This window comes from Mucilaginibacter jinjuensis (assembly GCF_028596025.1).
GTDB lineage: Bacteria > Bacteroidota > Bacteroidia > Sphingobacteriales > Sphingobacteriaceae > Mucilaginibacter > Mucilaginibacter jinjuensis.
In genome coordinates this window covers 2,965,927-2,986,256 of the sequence record NZ_CP117167.1, presented here as the reverse complement: position 1 = coordinate 2,986,256, position 20,330 = coordinate 2,965,927, and the positions used below count along the sequence as shown (strand labels likewise).

Below are 20,330 nucleotides of genomic sequence, written 5' to 3'. Positions count from 1 at the left end.
AAACATTTCTAATTAGAATTGGCGCATGCGTTGCATATTGCAATTTGAGACCGCAATTGGCAAAAAGATCAACGATGCCGGTTTACATTTAACCGTTACTATTATCCATGAAAATGAGAGGTAAAAATACGTTCGCCTGTTTATTGCTTTTGATTAGCATTTGCTGTATTTCGATTTCGGCGGTGGCTCAGCAAACGCATGTTATTGCATTTGCAAGCGATACCCAAGCCCCATTGTTTTTTGAGAAAGTTATACGAGAAACCAATCACAATAAAAAAGCGACCGAAATGATTTTTAAGGATATACTTACCGCCCATCCATCTGCTTTATTCCTACTGGGTGATGTAGTGTCGCTGGGGTATAGTGAGCCCACATGGAAAAATATAGATCGGTATTTGAAGTGGTATGACCACGAGGCCATCCCTGTTTATGCAGTGTTGGGCAATCACGAATTACTGCTGAATGCAAAAAAAGGGAAACAAGAATTTCAATCGAGATTTCCTGCGCATAGCCCTACAGGTTACACCAAGGTAATCGACTCTATCGCAGTTATATTACTAAATTCTAACTTTAGTGAAATGACCAGATCTGAACTAAACGTGCAGGATGTTTGGTACGCAAAAACAATAAATGACCTTGATGCAGATCCGGCTATAAAATTTATAATCGTAAGCTGTCATCACTCCCCCTTTTCAAACAGCACAGTGGTCGGCCCATCTTTAAATGTGCAGCAAAAATTCGTTCCTGCATTTATTAAATCGAAAAAGTGTGCGCTGTTCCTATCAGGCCATTCGCACAATTTTGAACGGTTTAAGGTACAAGGCAAATATTTTCTGGTGATAGGTGGTGGCGGTGGGCCGCATCAGCCATTACTCAAAGAAGATTTAACACCCGATCTATCGCCCAAATATAAACCGATGTTCCATTACCTTGAAATACAACGAGATCACGATTCATTGCAGATTATATCCCGTGAATTGAAAAGTGATTTTTCAGGTTTTGACGATGGGTTAAGATTTTATCTATCAAAAAATTAGAACCTGTATCCGCCAACAAACAACAGGGCAATATTCCTATCTACGTAACCACTTGAATAATAATATTTAGCTTCTGTACCAATAGAAAATCTGCTGCTCAATCGGTGCCGGTAGCCAACCGTGCCTGAAAAATCGGCCACAGAAAAACTGGAAGCGTTAATATCGCCCGAATTTTCTGTATGGATCTTATTCAGCAATACAGCCTGCCCCATGGCGAAATTCACATAAAAATTTTGCAGGAACTTCATAGACAATACAATCTGGATTGGAATAGCAGTGTTTGCAATATGAACCGGGTTAGGCTGCGGAGTATTGAAGGTGTACAACCGGTAATAACCTGTTTCGATGCCCAGGCTTAATAAATGCCCTGGCTCCCACATCACCCGGCCTGTCCATGAATAGTTAAATTTATTGATATAACCCTTCCCTATTTCGAGGTTGTTAAAGTAATAATTAGGCCCTAAGCCTGCATAAACAGCAAAATTGCTCTTCTTCGGTTTACTATAGTCCGGTGTCTGGCCTACGGCATTTACCGTGCAAACAATTAACACCATCACCCAAATTATTTGTTTTACATTCATAGTTACCTTATTGATAATCCAAATCTTAATAGAGTGCATAATAATCATAGACCACATAAGGGGTGTTGTCGGAGAGAAATCCATCAAATTTCCCGTTCTGCAAATAGCTTAGTATAGTGGTGTTATCACTTAAAGTCCAGGTCAACGATTTTATGCCGAGGGTATGCCCTTTGTTAACATCATCCAGTAACAAACCCAATGTATACCGTGGGGCAAAGAATTGACAATGGTTATCAATAGCGTCCTGGAGACTCAACTCGCACATACATGGAAAACTGGCTCCATAAGTTGGCTGTTTTTGATATTCTGCCATTACATCCTCAGATGGCAGGCCGGCAAATATAGTTACGTCCCGGTTTACCGCACGGGCATGGGCATAAGCATCCCGCACAACGGGTTCCATATACTTAAATATGTCCGGATCACCCTTCACATCCATCCAAACATATTTCATCGTTGTAGAATCTACAAACGTTCGGAGCGCTTGCGCTAATGACGGGATTTTCTGCCCGTCAACCAGACTTACATATTGCTGCAGGAAGTCAAAGTTAAAGTCGCTGAATTTACCGTACAAGGGGCCTTTTTGCGTGAGCCTGTTATCAAATGACGGATCGTGCATACAAATGGGCACATTATCTTTGGTGAGCTGGATATCAATTTCAATACCGTTAGCTCCATAATCTTCAGCATGCGAAACGCCACTTAATGAATTCGTTGCAAATGGTGGATTAGTCTTAACCGGAATACCTCCGTGTGCTAAAATTGAGAATTCATGAGTTAATACGTACTGGGAAAAAGGGCGTTTATATTTTATGCTGATGGGCTGTGCGGGAGAATTGAAATTGCCTTTTAATTGAATATTGGTTGCTATACCATTCTTAATTAAGTCTAATGCGCCATCCGCTGTAGCCACGGAGAAATTAATCGTACCCTGATCTGCGTTTGCTGCGTTTCGCCAGAATCCTGAGAATTGAATAGAGCCATCTGAGTTGTTTAGCCCATAGCTCAAAATAAAGAACAAACCACTTTGGTTACTAAAGAAAGATACTTTAGTTTTAGATACTTTACATACAAATTCAGTACCCAAGCCAATGCTTCCATTACTTAAGGAATACACCCCTTCCATATTCTTCATCACAGTTGCCGCAATTGTTTGTGTATTTGCCAGATTGTCGTTGGAATTTACAGGAGGCACAGTGAGCTGATTCTTATTACAGGAAAAGAATACCGGAAGCATCAGGAACAAGTATATAAATTGATATTTCATATTGACGATCATTAAAAACTAAGACCTAAATCAAACTCAGGAACTGAATAGCGGTATTTGTTAACCGGGAATGCCGGCCAGGCTATGATGTGATATTTCAGATAGTTAAACTTAAATCCAAATGACATCAGATGGTTTTTCCATAACCGTTGTTCAATGGTGCCGGTTACACTATACCCATTTAAAAAAGAAGGGTAAGAAATGGTATGGCCAGCCTGTGTTTCTTTGAGCGAACTGGTAAGATACATATCCCCTCTTAACACAACTGCCATTGTTTTAAAACTATAACCAACTGTAAGTGAAGGCTGCTGCTCCCAGATATTAAGCGTTGTATTAAAGCCGAATTGTTTTAACCACCCGAGGTTATAGGCTACCTGATAACCCGCTCCAAAATATAGATTGCCTGATGAATAATTCCAAAATGGCCCAAAATTAAGCCGGTTTGAAACAAATAGCGTGGCCAAACTTGCCTGTAAATTAAACCCATAAGGCAGTGTATACTTTCCGGTATAACTGAACATTGGGGCAGTAATCTGTTCGGTGGTCCAATCCTTTGGTACAACTACATACTGTATCCCAATCTGCTGAGAGTACTTGCCTTTTGGTAAAGGCTGAGGTAAAATGAAACTGTATTTTTTAATGTCAAAGTTATCATTTACAGAATCCGCCTTAGAAATTGAAGAAATAGCCTGGGCGTAGCTTTGTCCTGTTTCTATAAAAAAGGGCATGATTAAAATAACCCCTAATCGTATGATATTTAACAAAGCTTTCATAAACTACGAGTTATCGGTTTTACAATAATTTTCAGCGATTATATTTACAGCAAGATCATGTCTTCTTTGTTGACATGCGAATCAAAATAGCCGCGATGTGTTGCATCTTGCAATTTGCATCCATAATCCCTGAGAAAGGCGTTATAAACGGTCAAATTAAGATTGATAAACTGTTGTGGATGATCAATGGATGTGATCGGGATTGAATTTGGCCATCAACACATTTAAGGCGGAGGGTGGCATAATATGGTATCAGGACGTGTAATTCACTTGAATGAAAAAGCGCAATCATAGTATGATTGCGCTTTTTTCTCGGTTTTACCGAACGAATAACATAGCCATTCGAAAACTGTCTTATCGTTCAACAAACCTCCTACTTTTCATTAGTTTGGGTAAGAAAAGCAGGAGATGGAATACCTAACTCCTATTAAATAAGTGCGTTGGTAAATGAAGACTTATTGATGAGCGTCTGTTTCGCCGATATATGGAATCGTATCCTGCACACGCATTCTAACTACGCTTTGTACATAATATTCCAATTGATAAAATTTAGCTGCATTTAAGCCACCTACAGCAGTTACAAATTTGTTAAAAAATGATTTCTGTAAATCCAGCAGCGCTTTATCATTTGCAAACAAACGTCCTGTAAGTGCAGTGGCTTCCTGACCTGTAAGCGTGTGATACCCCTTCAGATAGTCGTTAATAATGGCGATACGTTTATTGCTGATCGCCACTCGCTTTGCTTCATAGGCCTCATAAACCGGCCAAAATGCGTGGCCTTGAGCATCGCTCAATTTTAGGACATCGTGCACCAAAGCCTTTTTGTCCTTTTTAAAATAGGCCTGGGTGATAGCCACATCCTCTTTGCTTACCTGCGCAAAGGCACCGAAAGTAAATCCGGCAAGAACCAGTGTTAAAATGATACGTTTCATAATTTTAATTTGTTGTTTGTTTATTTATTATTTTTTTATTGATGGCTATAAATTGGTTGTAAAGACTTTGCTGGTAAATGATATCAAGAGTAAAAGCAGGTACTCCTATCCTGCTTTATATTATTTTCTTCGTGTTAATAGCATTATATTAATTGAAGTAGTATCTGCAGCGTAATCGTAAGATTTGATTATTTGCATAGCCAAATTCCCCATCGATGGTATTCCTTGAAAACTGATATGCGTTAACCGCCTCATAGCGCCAGTGATTATTGGGCTTATACCCTACTCCCACCCTTATCATTACTTGATTTGAGTACTTTTCTTGTACCGATTTACCAAGGGTCAAATAAAACTCCTGATCAGCCAACCCGTACCATACATGGTTATCTGCCATAGATTTTCGATTAAACAGATAATTTTGCTCCAGTCTAAACCTCGACCGCATGCTTTCTTTCCATGTGCTTACCTCCGTAGTATATTCTTCCCGTGATTCCAGCCTTGTCAAAAGGCCAAGTGTTAAACGCTGAGTAGGTTTAAGGTAATATTTGGCACCAATCCCAGGCCTCAATTCTCTTGTATTATAATCTGCTTCTTGTCGCGTAGCAATGAACCCCATATAAAACATTATATCCCAGTGGTCGCCAAGCGATTTTGTAATTTTAGGGGTCAGATTCAAGCTTCTCCATTTTGTGTCATTTCCAAAGATTGTTCGATAAGAAATTTCATTATCTAACGTATATCCTTTATTTAACCTCAAATTCTGAGTAAAATCCGTCCATAGTTGAAACGTTGAACTTTGTGCAGAAGCATGAAAAGATATACTCAGCAGTACCAGCGTATAAATTATCGGCCTTACAAATTTCAAACCGTCGATAAATCTTGCAATAATTTTCAGGGGCATTTCAACGTGCTGGCTTAGCTTTTTATAATCAGATTTTGCTATTGCCTACGCAAAGAACATTAATATTACAAATGCCAATGGAGCATTAGATTAGTATTGGGGCGCATATCGCAATTTGAGACGCAATATTGCCGACCTTTTTCGGACTATTTATCGAACTCCGACCATTTAAATTATTTTATCAGACTGTAATCAACGTAACAAACGAGATAATTTAAAATGATAATGGCTTATCATTTAAAAAAATGGAACGTATTTTCCTTTAACAATAAACGAAAATATGCAATTCAAGGATCAGCCTGAATTATTGAGAAATTAATGCAATAGCCGACTTTTGAAAGGGGTGAAACTAATAATAGATAGTTGTTTTGGTTAAAATTTAAAACCAAAAAGAATGCAGGAATGCTGATAGAGTATGGCTCTTTAAGATATCGGCTCCGAAAAGCTTATATAGATTTAGTTGGATTAGACTGCGTTTTTTAACGACTCGAAATAATCGGAAGGCGAAACACCGGTATGTTTTACGAACGCCCTGAAGAAGGTACTTCTTGATGTAAAACCGACCTCCCAACAAATTCCCTCTAAGGTTAAATGTTCCCAATCAGAATTACCAATATGAGTTTTAAGATATTCTATGCGTTGCACATTAATATAATCCTGAAAAGGCATGCTATATTCAATACTAATCAAATTAGATAAGTGATGAGCAGGAATGCCGCTTAGCTCTGCAAGCTTTTTTACAGTAAGCCCTTTATTTAGGAAAGGTCTTGAATTAAGGAGGTATTCGTTTAGCATATTTAAATACCTTGCTTTCTTTTCAGAACTAAATAATTGTTTTACATCCTGTTCATAAACATCTTGTGTGGTTGCTGAAGTTGTTATTATCTCTCTGTGCTCTTCGGGTAAAATTGTTTCTATGTTTAATTTTTCTGAGCCTGACGAAACTGGTTCCAAACTATAGAGAACATGCGGCCGAGCGCTCAAAATTATCACGACAAATAATAACACAAGAGACATATTAATATCGCTCACAAATTCAAGGCTGATATATGAAACATTAGCAATAAACTGCACTAATAAAGACGTAAACAGAATGATTACGGTAATGTTAAAAATCTTAACCCAATTAATTAGACGATGATTAAAAGTTAGATTACCTATCGATCTTTTACCTTCAAACTTTATGATCATTAACGTTTGCATACAGGCATAAAAGAGCCACAACAATATTTTTGCTATAGAGAAAATGTAATATAAGCTGGAATGGCTAACATCAACAAACCAAGTAATAGAGCTATCCGACAATGCTTTTTGAATAGTTACAGGGCTACGTAAGCTTGCATTAGCCAAAATAAACAAAACCGCAACAAATGGCATAAAATTCAATACATCAGTCAGCCGATAGGGATTTTCTGGATGTAAAGTATTTCGAATATATAAATAAGAACAAGGTGCGATCAGATATATGATCGATTTAGCCATTATGAACAAAAATGGAAAATCGGCAATCGCCCCGTATAAATACAAGAAATTATAAACCGCGCAAAATGACAAACTGGATATACATAGCGCTAAATAAAAATTCTGAGATAAAAGTCTTTTTGATGAAATCAATATGATAGACGACCAAAATCCAACCAGTGCAGTAGAGAAGAAAAAAAATGGTAAAAGTTTAGCGTCCATATGTGTAAATTTTAGGGTTGATTTAATGCATACGTAAATATTTACGAGAACAAAAAGACTTTGGTTTTTTTAACATATCTAAAAAAACAATTATTTTTTTGCTGTTTTATATTTAATCGTTCTAATTAAATTTCCAAAATTAATCAATATGGCCAGGCTTTGTACACGCGAAACAGATTCGATACTTAGTTTAGGTTTAGGGCTTCCCGATATATAAATACACGTTAGACAATTGCCCTTAAGTTTTCGTTGAATGAAATAAGTACAGCGTAGAATTCTAATTCTACGCTGTACTTATTTGTGTTATTTCGATGCTGGCGCAATAAGGTGATCTTTCTCAATTTGCTTAATAATGGCTTTTTCATAACCTGCCAAAAAGCTATCTAAAGAAGAAGGATTATATGTTTCAGATTGTGCTGACCATATTAACTTTTCTGAAGCCGCATCATATAGATTAGTTTCAAGATAATACACTTTGTCATTGCTGTAATATCCCGGGGTGTAGAATGTACCATAGCCATATCGGTAATAAGCCCCAAATGAACCATAATAACCTACACGATATGGATAATAAGCACCACTACCGGGTACATACCTGGTTTCGGTTTCTTTTTTAACAAGGGCAATAGTTAATATTGCGTCGCTATTTGTTCCGCGTATTTTACTTAAAACAACGTTGTTATCTTTATCCTCGCCACTGGAGTGAAAACTTGGAAGAAAAACGTCCGAACTTTTTACTGATTGGTAACCTTTACTCCCAAGGTAGTCAGAAATGTGGCCTTCTACAGAATTTTTAATGGTAGCACTTTCAGTAAGCACCGAAATAAAGATTTTCTTATACGATACCTGCGTCACATCCGGAGCTTTATAAGAACCCGTTATAGAAGTGGTGGTGCCACAAGAAGTTGCGAATACAATTGCGAGAAGTATCCAATTTGCTTTTCTAAACTTTTTCATGATTTTAATTTTATTGTTTGTATGATTAATCTAATTTGTACAGATCGTGCTGTTTAAAAAATTTATTTAACCCAAATAAAAGGCTGATTTTACGAAGTATTACATGCTGTCACGCTCAATTGTGTCTCAAATTGCAAAATGAGACCCAGCGATTAAAAAAAGATAAATTATAGAAACAGGGATTAATAAGATCTAATGAAAAGAAAATGGATTTTCTTTAGCGAGGTAGACGGAGGTTAGATACTATAAAGATTAATCGGCCTTACGTTTATATATAACTCTCATGGCATAGTTTTTAATTTGACTATTTGGTTGTTTCTGGTTTTTGTTTTCAGGCCTTTCACTATCCCTGTCAGAAACCTCACTTTGAAATTTTTCCTTTGTAGGAAATGCAAAATATAGTAGTTTCCAGTATTTTTTAAACCGAATCAGCAAAAGATCAAGTTTTTTCTTTGATGCCATTTTCCGATATTTAATTTAAAACAGTCTTGTTTACCAATTCAATTAAGTTTCCCAATGGAATAACAGTCCGATAAATCAACATTCATATTTTTGATTTTAATCAGTTTGTTCAGTATTAAATTATAGGGGTTGTATGCAAACTTATTTTATATTTTGGCTTAAAATGGCTAAGGAATAAAATTTGAGGTTGCATTTTAAAATATCGCACGTCTCATTTAAAAACGAAGTGCTTTTGGGATATTGAAGATGACTTAAAGCGGGCAATTATGGCATGATCGTCTATTAATGGATTTGTTAGCCTGGAAGATGAAAAACCGAACCGGGAATTGATTGGTTCGATGTACCCCGGAAAATTCACGCTTGAAAAATTGATAGATCGAACCGCTCGCGTCAATGAAGTTGCGGACTTTAGTATTAGATTAACAGCCTATTACAAGAGAAAAAAGAAAGGGCAAGAACCTTGGGGCGCCCAACCGGGTGCTTCTCGAACCATTTTATGGATGATTTGAGGAAATTGGCGACAATATCATGGTAATTGTAAAGTCTAACGTTTATTTTAACCCACTTCTCTAATAAGCCAGCGACTGATGATTAACAATACGCAACACCGTAGCTACCATATCATCCACATCAAATGGTTTTCTGATATGATCGTTGGCTTCACATTCGGCCGCAATCAGTTCAATATCCTGGGCCGTAGAGATAATAATTATAGGTACATTTTTTAAGCCGTTAACCTGTTTAATTTTGCGGCATAAACGGTGGCCTGGGCGGCTATTAATAAATTCGTCCAACAAAATCACATCCGGCCGAAAAGGAATTATTTCTAAAAGATCCAAGGGTTCAGGAATACTTAGCGTCTCAAAACCTCGTTCATTCAAAATATACTCCACGATAAATCTGATATCGTTATCGTTTTCAATAATCAATACTCTCTTCTTCACGCTGCTTTTTTTGCAATGTAAGTATTTTAAGATCAGATGTTGACACTGTGGTGTCAACATCTGATTGCAGCTCTATTCATATACTTATCTATCAGGTTGGTTCCACAATGATGGGTTATCGCGAATATCGCTCAAGTGTTCAATCAGTTCAGTAGTTTCCTCAGAAGTAAGCTCCAGTTGGCCATCTGCGGTATAAGTAAATATAGAACCCGGCAGTTCAAAGGTGATGAATCCATAATATTCCGGATCATTAATCCTTTCCAAATGCAGCGTACTTTCTTTACTACGTGATATAAGCGGGTTGCCCGCTCCTATATCACGAAATACGCTATAAGTACGTGTAATAATAGTATGCCCGTCCAGGTGCGCCTGCGTATCTGGGATTACCATAAGTTGCAATCCGTTGTCTATAGTAAAGTATAATGGTTTCATTTGTTGTTAGTGAAAACTTTAAAAGAATAACCCAATGCGGTCTGTTCAATAATAGGCTGAAGGCCAGGATCATTAAGTTTGGTATTAACATTTAATAGCCAGGGTGATGTTGCATTCATTGTAAAAAAATTAATTGTTTAACAACTTTAATTACTCCGTGAACGCTTCGGATAGCGCTAATTATAAAAATGTGTACCAATAACCTGGTCGATAATATTTTGTTTTAATTAATTTTTTTTCAATATATAATATCAAACATAAAGCCAACTCAAGTACGGGTCGAAGGTTGAAATGCGTCATTTAAGTTCCACTTTCTTGTAGGCTACCCCAATATTCCTTATTTGTTTTAAATTAATTTGTATTTAATTTATTTAATTAGAAATAAAAGGCATTGTAATTGTGTCCACAATACAAAGCGCCTACATGAAAATTAAAGGGATTAAAAAGAAGCACCACGTTTATGCAGATTACACCTATGCACCACTGGTTTTTGCAGCGCCTTTGCTGGCAGGATTTAGTGCAAATAAACCTGCCCGACTTACCTGCGGCGTATTTGCCTTTTCTGCATTAAGCTACAGTTTATGCACAAAAGCCAAATGGGGTGTAGTAAAATTAATACCCTACAGGGTACATGCTGTATTAGACATTGCCTCGGGCGCATTAGCACTGGTGGCAGCCTGCTTGCCCGCTATCCGCTCTGACAAACGCGCAAGAAATACTTTTATCGCCATGGGCATTACCGGTCTGGTAGTCGGCAGCCTTTCTTTGATCGGTGCTCAAAAACGCAAAAAACACATCAAAATATAAATACCAGTTAAAAACAACATTATGTTTCATCACGTCAAATCATTACAATTTAACGCCCGTGTATCACGCCCTGATCCACGCTTTGCCAATTTATTATTAGAGCAATTCGGCGGCGAAAACGGCGAACTTGCCGCAGCTATGCAGTATTTTACACAGGCTTTTGGTGCTAAGGTGCCGCACCCTGATAAATACGATATGCTGATGGATATTGCCACAGAAGAATTCAGTCACCTGGAAATTGTAGGCGCAACTATACAGATGCTCTTAAAAGGTGTTAACGGGGAACTGAAAGATGCTGCCGACCAAAGCGAAATTATGCAGGTAATGGAGGGCAAAGCTGCCAAAGAAAGTATTATCCATGCAGCGTTATCAGCCAACCCACAATTCCCAATCATCACTGGTGGCGGGCCTACACCAAGAAATAGCCAGGGTGTGCCATGGTGTGCATCTTACATTCACTCTAACGGCGACCTGACTGTGGATCTGCGCAGTAACCTTGCTTCAGAATCGAGAGCAAAACTGGTTTACGAACACCTGATGAAATTTACGGATGACCCATACATCCATGAGACTTTATCATTTTTAATGACGAGGGAAGTAACCCACTATAAAATGTTTGAAGCAGCGTTAGATAGCATCCAGCCCAATTTCCCTCCGGGTGTGTTAGCCGCTGATCCACGTTTTCTGCAAAATGTTTACAACCTGTCTGACGGAACTGTTCGCGGCCCATGGAACGAAGGTGAGATTAAAGGCATGGGTAAAGAATTTATCTATGTTGAGAATCCTTTACAACAAGTACAGGAAACAGAAGGCCAAACCAAGTTACCTGATAATTTTAGCAAGGAACTAAAAGCCAGCGAAAATCTAAACAAGAAAATGAGTGAAGTAAAAAGTGCTGAAGTAAAAAATGCGGAACCGGAAGGTGTTGCGCAGTGGAGCATTTACAGTAAAACTACTACTAAAGCCTAATGAAACCTGTAAAAACAATTAATAACGGGAGCATTTTGCTCCTGTTATTTATACTGTCCTTTAGTGCTTGTGATTCAAATGCCAGTCAAAAACAGATTGGCAATAGCCAGGATACAACAAGTGTCAATAAAAGCGGCGGACCGGCCATACGGGATACGGCTACTATTACTAAAGACCGCAGGGATTCGGCTAACCTGCCTGCCAAATCAAACTCAGCCAAAGGCAACGCAGATCCTACAGGCCACATGAGTCCTAAATCAAAATAATATTAAAAATGTACCAAGGCTTATGAAAAAGTACATATATACAGCAACCATTCTATTGCTGCTGGCTTCAATGAGCAGTTGCTCGGTTGTAACCGGCATTTTTAAAGCAGGTGCAGCGGCAGGTATTATCGCTGTAATCGTTGTTATCCTGCTTATAATTTGGATCATTTCATTTTTCCGAACTAAAAAATCATAACCGCAAAAACAATTAAATATGTTAGCCATGAATTATCGCGGGCCATACCGCGTACGGACAGTAGAAAAACCGATGCCGGAGATTTTGCATCCCGAGGATGCCATCATCCGGGTCACCCGAACCTGTATATGCGGGTCCGACCTGCATTTATATCATGGCATGGTACCCGACACTCGTGTCGGCTCAACCTTCGGCCATGAGTTTACCGGCGTTGTTGAAGAAGTTGGCCCACTGGTACAAAAACTTAAGGTTGGCGACCAGGTACTGGTACCATTCAACATAGCTTGCGGTAAATGTAATTTCTGCAAACAGGGATTATTTGGTAACTGCCATGAATCAAATTCGATGGCTACAGCCGTAGGTGGCATTTTCGGCTATTCGCATACAGCCGGCGGCTTCGACGGTGGCCAGGCAGAATATGTGCGCGTTCCGTATGCTGATGTTGGCCCTACGGTTATTCCAGCAGAAATGGACCCTGATGATGCGGTGTTACTAACGGATGTTGTGCCAACCGGTTATCAGGCTGCAGAGATGGGCGGTATTAAACAAGGCGATACCGTAGTGATATTTGGCGCGGGGCCTATTGGTATTATGGCAGCACGATGCGCCTGGTTCTTCGGGCCTTCCAGGGTAATTATTATTGACCATATCGACTATCGTCTTGAATTTGCGAAGAACTATGCCAAATGCGAAGCTTATAATTTTAAAGATATGGCTGACCCCGTTGTGTTTCTCAAAAAAACAACGGACTCGTACGGAGCTGATGTTTGCATTGACTGTGTAGGCTGTGAGGCCGAAGGCAATACACTACAAACTTTTAGCGGAAGAGTCGCCTTAATGCAGGCTGGAGCGGCTACTGCCTTGCAATGGGCGGTCAATTCGGTAAAAAAAGGAGGTATCGTTTCGGTGGTTGGTGTTTATGGCCCTCCATTTAACTTGGTTCCATTCGGAAATATCGTAAATAAAGGGTTAACAATACGTGCTAACCAGGCTTCGGTTAAACGACTGCTGCCTAAACTTATTGACCATGTCATGTCGGGCAGGCTTAATCCTAAAGGGCTTATTACACACCGCATCCCATTAGAAGAGGTATCTGACGCCTATCGTCTTTTCTCTTCTAAACTGGACAACTGTATTAAAACCGTGCTGATCCCATCGGCCAAACACTAAACATCATGGAAGAAAATAACGAAGATTATAAAAATATACCGGGCTGGGGTATGGACGCTGACGCGGAAAATGAACCTACCTACCCGATGAAAAATTATACGGGAGACGATCATAACCGCATCAATTACGAGCGTTCGGTCCAGCAGCCGGAAGACGTAGAAATACTAATGTCAATTGAGCGGCCTGCTATCACCCGCGTATTCGGCACCTCTGTGCCACCATCCGGTTTAAGCGGCATGATCCGCAGGTACGCTTTTCAGCATAGCGAAGACCGTTACCGCCACTGGATACCGTTAATTCTGGCCGATCGCATTAATGTGTTTGAAGGCCTTGTTGAAGATATTAAAGCAGGTGAGTTTCCTGATATGATTAAAGAACGTGGGCTGGCAATGGAATGGAAACATAACAAAATCGGCATACTTAAAAAAGCAGCTACCATAGCCGTAGTTGGAACTGTAATATTCACATTAACGCGTAAAAAAAAATAATCTGATATGGAACCACACGAAACAAACCGGGTCAAACAGATCCATACCGATTTTAAGCAAAGCATCTGGCTGGATTTTATAGACCGCGAGATTATGCGTTCGGGCAAGCTTCAACAATTAATTGATGAAGATGGCATCAGGGGTGTTACCTCTAATCCTGCAATTTTTGAGCAGGCTATTAGTTCAAGTGCTGATTATGATGCAGGCATTCTTGAACTGTCTAAAACCAACACAGACCCCGAATATATTTTTTTCCAATTGGCCATCACGGATATTCAACAAGCGGCTGATTTGTTCCTGCCTGTGTATAATGAAGAAGTTAGTGGTGCTGATGGTTATGTGAGCCTGGAGGTATCGCCCCTATTGGCACTCAATGAGGCCGAAACAATTAAACAAGCGCGTGAGCTATGGCAACAAGTAGCACGCCAAAATGTAATGATTAAAATACCCGGCACTTTACCCTGCTTGCCTGCAATACGCACAGCAATTAGTGAAGGTATTAATATCAATGTAACCTTACCATTTGGGCTCGAACGATATGAAGCCGTGGCTAATGCCTATATAGAAGGGCTGGAAGATCGCCTGGCGTCTGGACAAGATATTAGCAAGATTGCCTCGGTTGCCAGTTTTTTCCTGAGCAGGATAGATCTATTGGTTGACCCTCTGCTGAGCGATAAAGGACAGAACGAATTAAAAGGCGAAGCTGCAATTGCCGCAGCTAAAGCGGCTTATGCTTTGTATCGCCGCATTTTCAGTGGTGATCGCTGGCAAAAACTGGCTGATGCAGGCGCCAAACCCCAACGTTTACTTTGGGCCAGTACAGGCAATAAAAATCCCGCTTATCGCGACACGCGCTACATAGAAGAACTAATAGGCCCTAACACAGTAAACACTGCACCTCTGGCTACCATTGAAGCTTTCCGCGACCATGGTAATGCAGCAGCCCGCCTGGAGGCTGGCCCAGAACAAGCCATTTATTTATTGGAAGCCTTGGCCACCGCCGGGATAAATATGACCGCAATTGCTTTGCAGTTGGAGATAGAAGGCATTCATAAGTTCGAAGCGCCTTATCAAAAGTTATTAGCAGCTATAACAGAAAAAATAAATACATCCCAGACAAATAAACAAATACCTATGGAAATTTCTCAACAAGCAATGGAAACGATCAATGATTTGATCCGCATTAACAACGACAGGGTTGAAGGCTTTAATAAAGCTTCGCAGGACCTGGAAGAACAATACAACGGCGTAGATGCTGTATTTAGTAAACTTGCCAGTGAAAGCCAGCAATACGTAGTGGAGCTAAGCGATATTATGCAGCAGTATGGTGGCGAGGTAGTTGAAGGCAGCAGTACTTCCGGGCTCTTGCACAGAACCTGGCTGGATATTAAAGCCGCGTTTACCGGCCATGATGCGGAAGCCATTCTTAACGAATGCGAACGCGGCGAAGACGCGATCAAGGCAGCTTATCTTGATGCTTTAAGCCCGGAAAATGAATTGAGCCCGGAATTGGTTCAGGTATTGCAAATTCAGCAAATGGGTGTTATAGAAGGCCATGACCTGATTAAAGCGATGCGCGATGAAATGGAGGCTATTGAAGATGATGATACCGAAGAGGATGAAACTGATGAAACAAGTGAAGAAGCCGTAAGCGAATACCAGGGCCAGAACGCTTATGCACCAGAACCGGAAAACGTAGAACAAGAGGAAGAATGGCAGGAGGAAAAGAACGCAGGCAGCGGTTATTCTAAACTTACCGAATTTTTTATCAATGAATTAAAAGACCTGCTTTGGGCCGAACGTGAATTGGTTGAAACACTTCCGGACATGGCCGACGCAACAACTTCTATCGAGTTGAGAAATGCTTTTACAATGCACTTAAAAGAAACAGAGATACATGTGCAACGTTTAGAACAAGCATTTGCCATATTAGGCCTTGAGACTGATACCCGCAAATGTGAAGCAATGTCGGGTATCTTGGATGAGGGTGATGAGATAATCAGCGCAACCGAAGAGGGAACAGCACAACGCGATGTAGGCCTGATCTTCGCCGGCCAAAAAGCTGAACATTACGAGATTGCATCTTATGGCGGCATGATTGCCCTGGCCAAAACACTGGGTTATTATGATATTGCGGAATTGTTTGTACTAACACTAGATGAGGAAAAAACAGCTGATGCTAAACTAACAGAAATTGCAGAAACACGCTCCAATTATGCTGCCAGCACAGAACCGGCAAAAGATTAAACAAAGAGTTTGAGGTAATATAAGTTAATTGTAATTCAGAAAAAGCCGCTTAGTAATAAGCGGCTTTTCCATTTTCGACCTATAAAATTCATTATACAAATACCATTATATACACTAGCCTGGCTTATAAAATATGGTAAGTATAGAGTAACATAATTACCCAGGTAAATATAAAAACGAGCGGTATCAATGTTGGTGAGATATGCTGAAATATACGATCTATCGGGCGTCCATAAACGGGCGGATAAATGGCATCAGAAGCAATGCCTGAAGCTGCATTTTCGTAATAGCCCCTTAATTTGCGCATATATGCCAATGTGGCAATTACATCAAAAAAGGTAAATATTGCGGCGAGCAACGCAGCAAAAGGGAGCAGTGTAGCCAGCATTTGTTGTTTAGATAACAAGTCTGGCGAAGGGGCTTTAATACTTACCAGTGTTGCATATACCCCAAAAAAGAAGGACTGCCCTATTGAGAGCCAAATTACGCGTTGATTAATGGCGTTATCATAATGTTCAATTTGGCCTCTTGTGGTTTTATAAATTTCTGTTGAAGGTGTAATTTCTTGTTGATTGTTTTCAGTTGCCATGTATAGGGGATTAATGATTATATATATAAATTGTTGTTTATTTATTGGTGTTTAAATACTAAATAATTAGTCATTTGATTTAATAATGCCCCTGCAATTCGGCTGGCCGCATAAGCAAGCTGCTTGCCACGGTGTATCATATAATAGGTTGCAATAATCTATTGTAATTTCTTCTTCGTTTTTAAGCTTTTCGATGTTAATCAGGCAACCGGTATCATTTAAAAATGCGTTTGGATGGCAGGAATGATTTATTTTTTTAAATATCACATCCTCTGGTATCGCAGGGTCTAAACCGTCAATGCCGATAATAGCGCGTTTGTCCCTGAATGATAATACTGACCGCAGGCCCAGCCTTCTGCAAAGGATGGTATTCGCCGGCAGATCGTCGTTTGTAAAAAGGCCATAACCGTGTATGGGCGAAGCTTTTGTAAACAAAACTCCCCTGCCATTGTCCGCGAGTGCCAAGTCAAACAACTCATTCATTTCAGCCAACTAAAAAATGATGAACAGGTAATAGAGCCGGTATTTCTTTGTGCAATGCGCCATTTCCAGTTGTCCTCCAGTTTCCGGATTCTCCATCGATAAAAAGATCGAGTCCTGCATTCAATGAGCGATATAGATCATCCCCGTTTAATGAGATGATTAGATCAGCTTGTCTAACACTGTTAATTTCCATGTATTCATTAACCTGAATTGAGGCCCAGATTGCTGCATCAACTATGGGTTCAGTCTCAGATCCTGTCGTGTCTATATAATTAAGACCGCGGATACCACATATTTTGGATAAAAGCGAAGAGTGTGTCCCACTAATAATTAACAGTTTGCCTGGTGGAGTTGGTTGTACAAAAAAGCTATCCACGCCGTAAACTACCCGGCAAGCGGTCTCCCACCAACCCGGACTGTAAATTGCTGGATGATCAAATCTTTCCCCCTTGCTGTAAGCACGAATCATATTTGCAAGGATAGTGGGACGGGGATAACCACCGCTGAGATCAAAAACACCAGATTCATAAGTTCCAGATCGTTGGGTAAGCAACCTGTCCCAACCGAATGAGCCCAATAGCGCCCAGGGCGTTATAGCCAGGATAGGAACATTTTCATTTCGTAATATATTGGCTGTATCCCATGTTTGCTTCAGCCACCGCATTTGCTCATCACGCGTACAATGTAAATGCACTTCGGTTACCGCAATTGGAATCTGGTAGCGCATCCAGGTTTCTTTTAATATTTTTTTAAGCCCATCAGGGCGCACTTTGCCTACACGTACCACTTCTACATCGGCATACGTTTGCTTGCCGTTACCTCCATGTGTATGCAACGGATAATCATCCTTACCTTCATCAATGTAACGCTCACTCGTTAAATAATAATTAATACCGATAATATCAGGCGGGCATGCATTATGCGTAAAAAACTCAAGTTCGGCCGTTGTGATACCTTGTTCAATCAGGTAATCCCATAAAATATGTTCGGGATTAACCTTTCCGCAAAGCAAATCGTAGCTTAACCAGCGGCGTTCATTTTCAAATACGGCCTGATAGGCCAAAGCTGGGGTACTATGTATCTTACCCATGTCATCCGTTTGCACCAGTTTGGCATTAGGATTATACATCCTTATTGCCGCCATTGCCAATATCGTTGCTTTACACTCATTCACCAGGATACGGCAAAAACTTACGTCGTTCTTTTGATGTGGATACCACAGCCCATATAACCCGCAAAAACGCGCGGTAGTTAAGGGTTCATTTACAGGGGTATAATAATTTATCCAGGGAAATTTCTGAGCTACTTCTCCGGCATATTGAGCAAGGCCTTCAGCAAAACTGTCGTCGCACATATTTACAAACGCGGGGCCGCTTCCATGATGAACCAGGCCTGCAATTATATCAATGTCGTTGAAACGCATCGATAGAAGCCTTGATTCAGTTTCTTGCCAATCAATTGGTTCACTTTTAACTGGTTGATGCTTCTCCCAAAGCACCGGATAACGCATTTTTTTCAATCCAAGTCCTGCAAACAGATCGATGTCACCCTCTCTGGTTCGATGACCGGAGTAACTAAGCTGATCAAAATACTCATCGTTGACCCGATTGATGGTACATTCCATCCCTCCCCAAATCTCAACTTGCTGTTCAGGCTGTAACCTCATTGATAGTTGGTTTGTAAGTTGCACAGGCTTGTATTTTAGAAATATCTTGCATAAAGGCTAATCCCCAATACATACTATACAACCTGTAACTAAACATTAGATTTAGCTATAGTATTATAAACAACTTCTGTTGATTTAATGGTGTTGTTCATCAGCGTTGTCATAGCATCACAGGTCTCATCCCACGAATTATGGGCCAGGAAAAAGTCTACTTTTTGCAGCCATTCCTTATTATCGGCCCTATTTAACTCGTTTTCTGCGCAAGCAACAAAATCTTCAGCATCATGACCGATAGATACCAAGCCGAATTTTCCGTATGGATTAATTACATCCCGTATAGGTGTTGAGATAACCGGCAGGCCGGCTGCTAAATATTCGGGCGTTTTTGTAGGACTGATAAACCGGGTTGATTCGTTTAGCAAGAATGGTATCAAAGCCAAATCCCAGTCCGCAATCAGCTCAGGCAGTTCTGCGTAAGTTTTGGCACCTTGATAATGTATATTGTTACTTATGGGCAATGTGACAGGATCTATTTTGACTACAGGACCTATTAAAAATATTTCCCATTCAGGGCGCAACTTAACTATTCCCCGAATAAGTTCGATGTCGAACCTTTCGTCAATAACTCCATAAAAACCAAGTTTAATGGTTGTTTTACGTTTATTGTGTTTTAAATCCCTTGCCTTGGCAAAATGTAATTTATCAATACTGCTTGGGAAAGCATGGATGTTATGATGCTGTTTTTTCTTTGCTTCATATAAAGAATGCCCACCGGTAAAAACGATATCTGCCTTTAGCATCAACTCTTTTTCTAAAGCTTTGAGGGATTCAGGAGCAAATCTAAACGCAGACAATTCATCCATACAATCAAACACAGTTATTTCTGGCTGATAACCCCTGCTAAACTCAAGGGCCATAGGTGTGTAATACCAAAAGCCGTAGTCAGCTATAACACGGTTGGCCATAAATTCAGTAAAAAGTTGCTTTTGTACCTTTAATGAATCAGCCTCGTTAAGTCCTTCGGGTAGCTGTGGTGTAACTATGGTTATCTGATGACCACGTGACGAATAAGCATAATGAGGAAACTCAATAGCAGCTGTAACAGGTTCCTCCAGATAAAAAATATTCATGGATTTAGCCATCCGGGTTAACAGATGCTGTGGCCTTTGAAAAACGAAATCCCAGCGTAAATGCGAAAAGCACACCAGGTTATCCGGCAAGCGGTTAAAAGTATGTTCTGTAAGTTGCGCGGACGATGTACTAATTAATTGCATATAATTGATTTGTATATCAATACAAGCAATTTGCGTTAAAAATGTTTTAGAAGTAAAAAAAATAAACTACAATTTAATTATTTTATATAATCAACTTCCGTATATTATTAAAGCCCCCAAAAGAGGGGGCTTGGGTGTCGGCTTTTACGGAGAAATCAGCAAATAATCTCCAATATAAAATAATCAATTAGTATTTTTTTAAAACT

General features: G+C 39.8%; 22 protein-coding genes. 8 read left to right on the top strand and 14 right to left on the bottom strand.

The annotated features are described in order from the left end of the window. The first annotated feature begins 107 nt into the window (after positions 1 to 107). Positions 108 to 1,037 carry a metallophosphoesterase family protein gene (locus PQO05_RS13455; protein ID WP_337943167.1) on the top strand — a complete coding sequence of 310 codons (930 nt, stop codon included), beginning with the start codon at positions 108 to 110 and terminating at the stop codon, positions 1,035 to 1,037. On the opposite strand, the gene PQO05_RS13450 is transcribed toward PQO05_RS13455, so the two are convergent. The 10 genes from PQO05_RS13450 to PQO05_RS13405 all read right to left on the bottom strand — a co-directional run bounded on the left by PQO05_RS13450 (position 1,034) and on the right by PQO05_RS13405 (position 9,969). Next, positions 1,034 to 1,618: an outer membrane beta-barrel protein gene (locus PQO05_RS13450; RefSeq protein ID WP_273633436.1), complete on the bottom strand. Its 585-nt coding sequence runs from the start codon at positions 1,616 to 1,618 to the stop codon at positions 1,034 to 1,036. The two genes, PQO05_RS13455 and PQO05_RS13450, sit on opposite strands and share 4 nt — an antisense overlap. A gap of 25 nt (positions 1,619 to 1,643) precedes the next feature. Next, entirely contained in the window at positions 1,644 to 2,885 is a 1,242-nt protein-coding gene (locus PQO05_RS13445) for a glycerophosphodiester phosphodiesterase (protein ID WP_273633435.1), read from the bottom strand. A gap of 11 nt (positions 2,886 to 2,896) precedes the next feature. Continuing rightward, a complete protein-coding gene (locus PQO05_RS13440; protein WP_273633434.1) occupies positions 2,897 to 3,613 on the bottom strand; it encodes a hypothetical protein in 717 nt (238 codons plus the stop codon). 500 nt (positions 3,614 to 4,113) lie between these two features. Beyond that, a complete protein-coding gene (locus tag PQO05_RS13435; protein ID WP_273633433.1) occupies positions 4,114 to 4,590 on the bottom strand; it encodes a hypothetical protein in 477 nt (158 codons plus the stop codon). Between the two features lie 148 nt (positions 4,591 to 4,738). After that, positions 4,739 to 5,491: a DUF2490 domain-containing protein gene (locus tag PQO05_RS13430; protein WP_273633432.1), complete on the bottom strand. Its 753-nt coding sequence runs from the start codon at positions 5,489 to 5,491 to the stop codon at positions 4,739 to 4,741. Positions 5,492 to 5,956: 465 nt separating this feature from the next. Next, complete coding sequence (locus tag PQO05_RS13425) at positions 5,957 to 7,174, bottom strand: helix-turn-helix domain-containing protein (RefSeq protein ID WP_273633431.1); 1,218 nt, start codon at positions 7,172 to 7,174, stop codon at positions 5,957 to 5,959. A gap of 303 nt (positions 7,175 to 7,477) precedes the next feature. Next, positions 7,478 to 8,131: a DUF4136 domain-containing protein gene (locus tag PQO05_RS13420; protein WP_273633430.1), complete on the bottom strand. Its 654-nt coding sequence runs from the start codon at positions 8,129 to 8,131 to the stop codon at positions 7,478 to 7,480. Positions 8,132 to 8,383: 252 nt separating this feature from the next. Beyond that, a complete protein-coding gene (locus PQO05_RS13415) occupies positions 8,384 to 8,593 on the bottom strand; it encodes a hypothetical protein (protein WP_273633429.1) in 210 nt (69 codons plus the stop codon). Positions 8,594 to 9,162: 569 nt separating this feature from the next. Further along, entirely contained in the window at positions 9,163 to 9,537 is a 375-nt protein-coding gene (locus PQO05_RS13410; protein ID WP_273633428.1) for a response regulator, read from the bottom strand. An 84-nt stretch (positions 9,538 to 9,621) separates the two neighbouring features. Continuing rightward, positions 9,622 to 9,969, bottom strand: a complete 348-nt coding sequence (locus PQO05_RS13405) for a hypothetical protein (protein WP_273633427.1) — start codon at positions 9,967 to 9,969, stop codon at positions 9,622 to 9,624. 423 nt (positions 9,970 to 10,392) lie between these two features. On the opposite strand from PQO05_RS13405, the gene PQO05_RS13400 reads away from it, so the two are divergent. The 7 genes from PQO05_RS13400 to tal are packed head-to-tail and all read left to right on the top strand — an operon-like array spanning position 10,393 to position 16,112. Next, complete coding sequence (locus PQO05_RS13400) at positions 10,393 to 10,776, top strand: hypothetical protein (RefSeq protein ID WP_273633426.1); 384 nt, start codon at positions 10,393 to 10,395, stop codon at positions 10,774 to 10,776. A 21-nt stretch (positions 10,777 to 10,797) separates the two neighbouring features. Then, entirely contained in the window at positions 10,798 to 11,745 is a 948-nt protein-coding gene (locus tag PQO05_RS13395; protein ID WP_273633425.1) for a manganese catalase family protein, read from the top strand. Further along, positions 11,745 to 12,011 carry a hypothetical protein gene (locus PQO05_RS13390; protein WP_273633424.1) on the top strand — a complete coding sequence of 89 codons (267 nt, stop codon included), beginning with the start codon at positions 11,745 to 11,747 and terminating at the stop codon, positions 12,009 to 12,011. The genes PQO05_RS13395 and PQO05_RS13390 overlap by 1 nt, the downstream gene beginning before the upstream one ends. Before the next feature lie 22 nt (positions 12,012 to 12,033). Next, the gene (locus tag PQO05_RS13385) at positions 12,034 to 12,207 is read left to right on the top strand and encodes a hypothetical protein (RefSeq protein ID WP_273633423.1); all 174 of its coding nucleotides are present in this window, start codon (positions 12,034 to 12,036) and stop codon (positions 12,205 to 12,207) included. 18 nt (positions 12,208 to 12,225) lie between these two features. Beyond that, a complete protein-coding gene (locus PQO05_RS13380) occupies positions 12,226 to 13,377 on the top strand; it encodes a zinc-dependent alcohol dehydrogenase (RefSeq protein WP_273633422.1) in 1,152 nt (383 codons plus the stop codon). A gap of 5 nt (positions 13,378 to 13,382) precedes the next feature. Further along, entirely contained in the window at positions 13,383 to 13,865 is a 483-nt protein-coding gene (locus PQO05_RS13375; RefSeq protein WP_273633421.1) for a hypothetical protein, read from the top strand. Positions 13,866 to 13,871: 6 nt separating this feature from the next. Beyond that, positions 13,872 to 16,112, top strand: coding sequence for a transaldolase (gene tal / locus PQO05_RS13370; RefSeq protein ID WP_273633420.1), 2,241 nt, complete (start codon positions 13,872 to 13,874; stop codon positions 16,110 to 16,112). A gap of 124 nt (positions 16,113 to 16,236) precedes the next feature. Here the strand turns inward: tal and PQO05_RS13365 are convergent, their stop codons facing one another. From PQO05_RS13365 to PQO05_RS13350, 4 genes are all read right to left on the bottom strand, one after another. Continuing rightward, the gene (locus PQO05_RS13365; RefSeq protein ID WP_273633419.1) at positions 16,237 to 16,701 is read right to left on the bottom strand and encodes a hypothetical protein; all 465 of its coding nucleotides are present in this window, start codon (positions 16,699 to 16,701) and stop codon (positions 16,237 to 16,239) included. Positions 16,702 to 16,767: 66 nt separating this feature from the next. After that, complete coding sequence (locus PQO05_RS13360; protein WP_273633418.1) at positions 16,768 to 17,184, bottom strand: SET domain-containing protein-lysine N-methyltransferase; 417 nt, start codon at positions 17,182 to 17,184, stop codon at positions 16,768 to 16,770. A gap of 1 nt (position 17,185) precedes the next feature. Further along, the gene (locus PQO05_RS13355; RefSeq protein WP_273633417.1) at positions 17,186 to 18,850 is read right to left on the bottom strand and encodes a glycoside hydrolase family 1 protein; all 1,665 of its coding nucleotides are present in this window, start codon (positions 18,848 to 18,850) and stop codon (positions 17,186 to 17,188) included. An 89-nt stretch (positions 18,851 to 18,939) separates the two neighbouring features. Next, positions 18,940 to 19,992 carry a glycosyltransferase gene (locus PQO05_RS13350; RefSeq protein WP_273633416.1) on the bottom strand — a complete coding sequence of 351 codons (1,053 nt, stop codon included), beginning with the start codon at positions 19,990 to 19,992 and terminating at the stop codon, positions 18,940 to 18,942. Positions 19,993 to 20,330 lie beyond the last annotated feature (338 nt).

Excerpts from the sequence above, each read along its gene's own strand:
- PQO05_RS13455 (WP_337943167.1), top strand. The coding sequence starts at position 108 with ATGAAAATGAGAGGTAAAAATACGTTCGCCTGTTTATTGCTTTTGATT.
- PQO05_RS13450 (WP_273633436.1), bottom strand. The coding sequence starts at position 1,618 with ATGAATGTAAAACAAATAATTTGGGTGATGGTGTTAATTGTTTGCACG.
- PQO05_RS13445 (WP_273633435.1), bottom strand. The coding sequence starts at position 2,885 with ATGAAATATCAATTTATATACTTGTTCCTGATGCTTCCGGTATTCTTT.
- PQO05_RS13440 (WP_273633434.1), bottom strand. The coding sequence starts at position 3,613 with ATGCCCTTTTTTATAGAAACAGGACAAAGCTACGCCCAGGCTATTTCT.
- PQO05_RS13435 (WP_273633433.1), bottom strand. The coding sequence starts at position 4,590 with ATGAAACGTATCATTTTAACACTGGTTCTTGCCGGATTTACTTTCGGT.
- PQO05_RS13430 (WP_273633432.1), bottom strand. The coding sequence starts at position 5,491 with ATGCCCCTGAAAATTATTGCAAGATTTATCGACGGTTTGAAATTTGTA.
- PQO05_RS13425 (WP_273633431.1), bottom strand. The coding sequence starts at position 7,174 with ATGGACGCTAAACTTTTACCATTTTTTTTCTTCTCTACTGCACTGGTT.
- PQO05_RS13420 (WP_273633430.1), bottom strand. The coding sequence starts at position 8,131 with ATGAAAAAGTTTAGAAAAGCAAATTGGATACTTCTCGCAATTGTATTC.
- PQO05_RS13415 (WP_273633429.1), bottom strand. The coding sequence starts at position 8,593 with ATGGCATCAAAGAAAAAACTTGATCTTTTGCTGATTCGGTTTAAAAAA.
- PQO05_RS13405 (WP_273633427.1), bottom strand. The coding sequence starts at position 9,969 with ATGAAACCATTATACTTTACTATAGACAACGGATTGCAACTTATGGTA.
- PQO05_RS13400 (WP_273633426.1), top strand. The coding sequence starts at position 10,393 with ATGAAAATTAAAGGGATTAAAAAGAAGCACCACGTTTATGCAGATTAC.
- PQO05_RS13395 (WP_273633425.1), top strand. The coding sequence starts at position 10,798 with ATGTTTCATCACGTCAAATCATTACAATTTAACGCCCGTGTATCACGC.
- PQO05_RS13390 (WP_273633424.1), top strand. The coding sequence starts at position 11,745 with ATGAAACCTGTAAAAACAATTAATAACGGGAGCATTTTGCTCCTGTTA.
- PQO05_RS13385 (WP_273633423.1), top strand. The coding sequence starts at position 12,034 with ATGAAAAAGTACATATATACAGCAACCATTCTATTGCTGCTGGCTTCA.
- PQO05_RS13380 (WP_273633422.1), top strand. The coding sequence starts at position 12,226 with ATGTTAGCCATGAATTATCGCGGGCCATACCGCGTACGGACAGTAGAA.
- PQO05_RS13375 (WP_273633421.1), top strand. The coding sequence starts at position 13,383 with ATGGAAGAAAATAACGAAGATTATAAAAATATACCGGGCTGGGGTATG.
- tal (WP_273633420.1), top strand. The coding sequence starts at position 13,872 with ATGGAACCACACGAAACAAACCGGGTCAAACAGATCCATACCGATTTT.
- PQO05_RS13365 (WP_273633419.1), bottom strand. The coding sequence starts at position 16,701 with ATGGCAACTGAAAACAATCAACAAGAAATTACACCTTCAACAGAAATT.
- PQO05_RS13360 (WP_273633418.1), bottom strand. The coding sequence starts at position 17,184 with ATGAATGAGTTGTTTGACTTGGCACTCGCGGACAATGGCAGGGGAGTT.
- PQO05_RS13355 (WP_273633417.1), bottom strand. The coding sequence starts at position 18,850 with ATGAGGTTACAGCCTGAACAGCAAGTTGAGATTTGGGGAGGGATGGAA.
- PQO05_RS13350 (WP_273633416.1), bottom strand. The coding sequence starts at position 19,992 with ATGGCTAAATCCATGAATATTTTTTATCTGGAGGAACCTGTTACAGCT.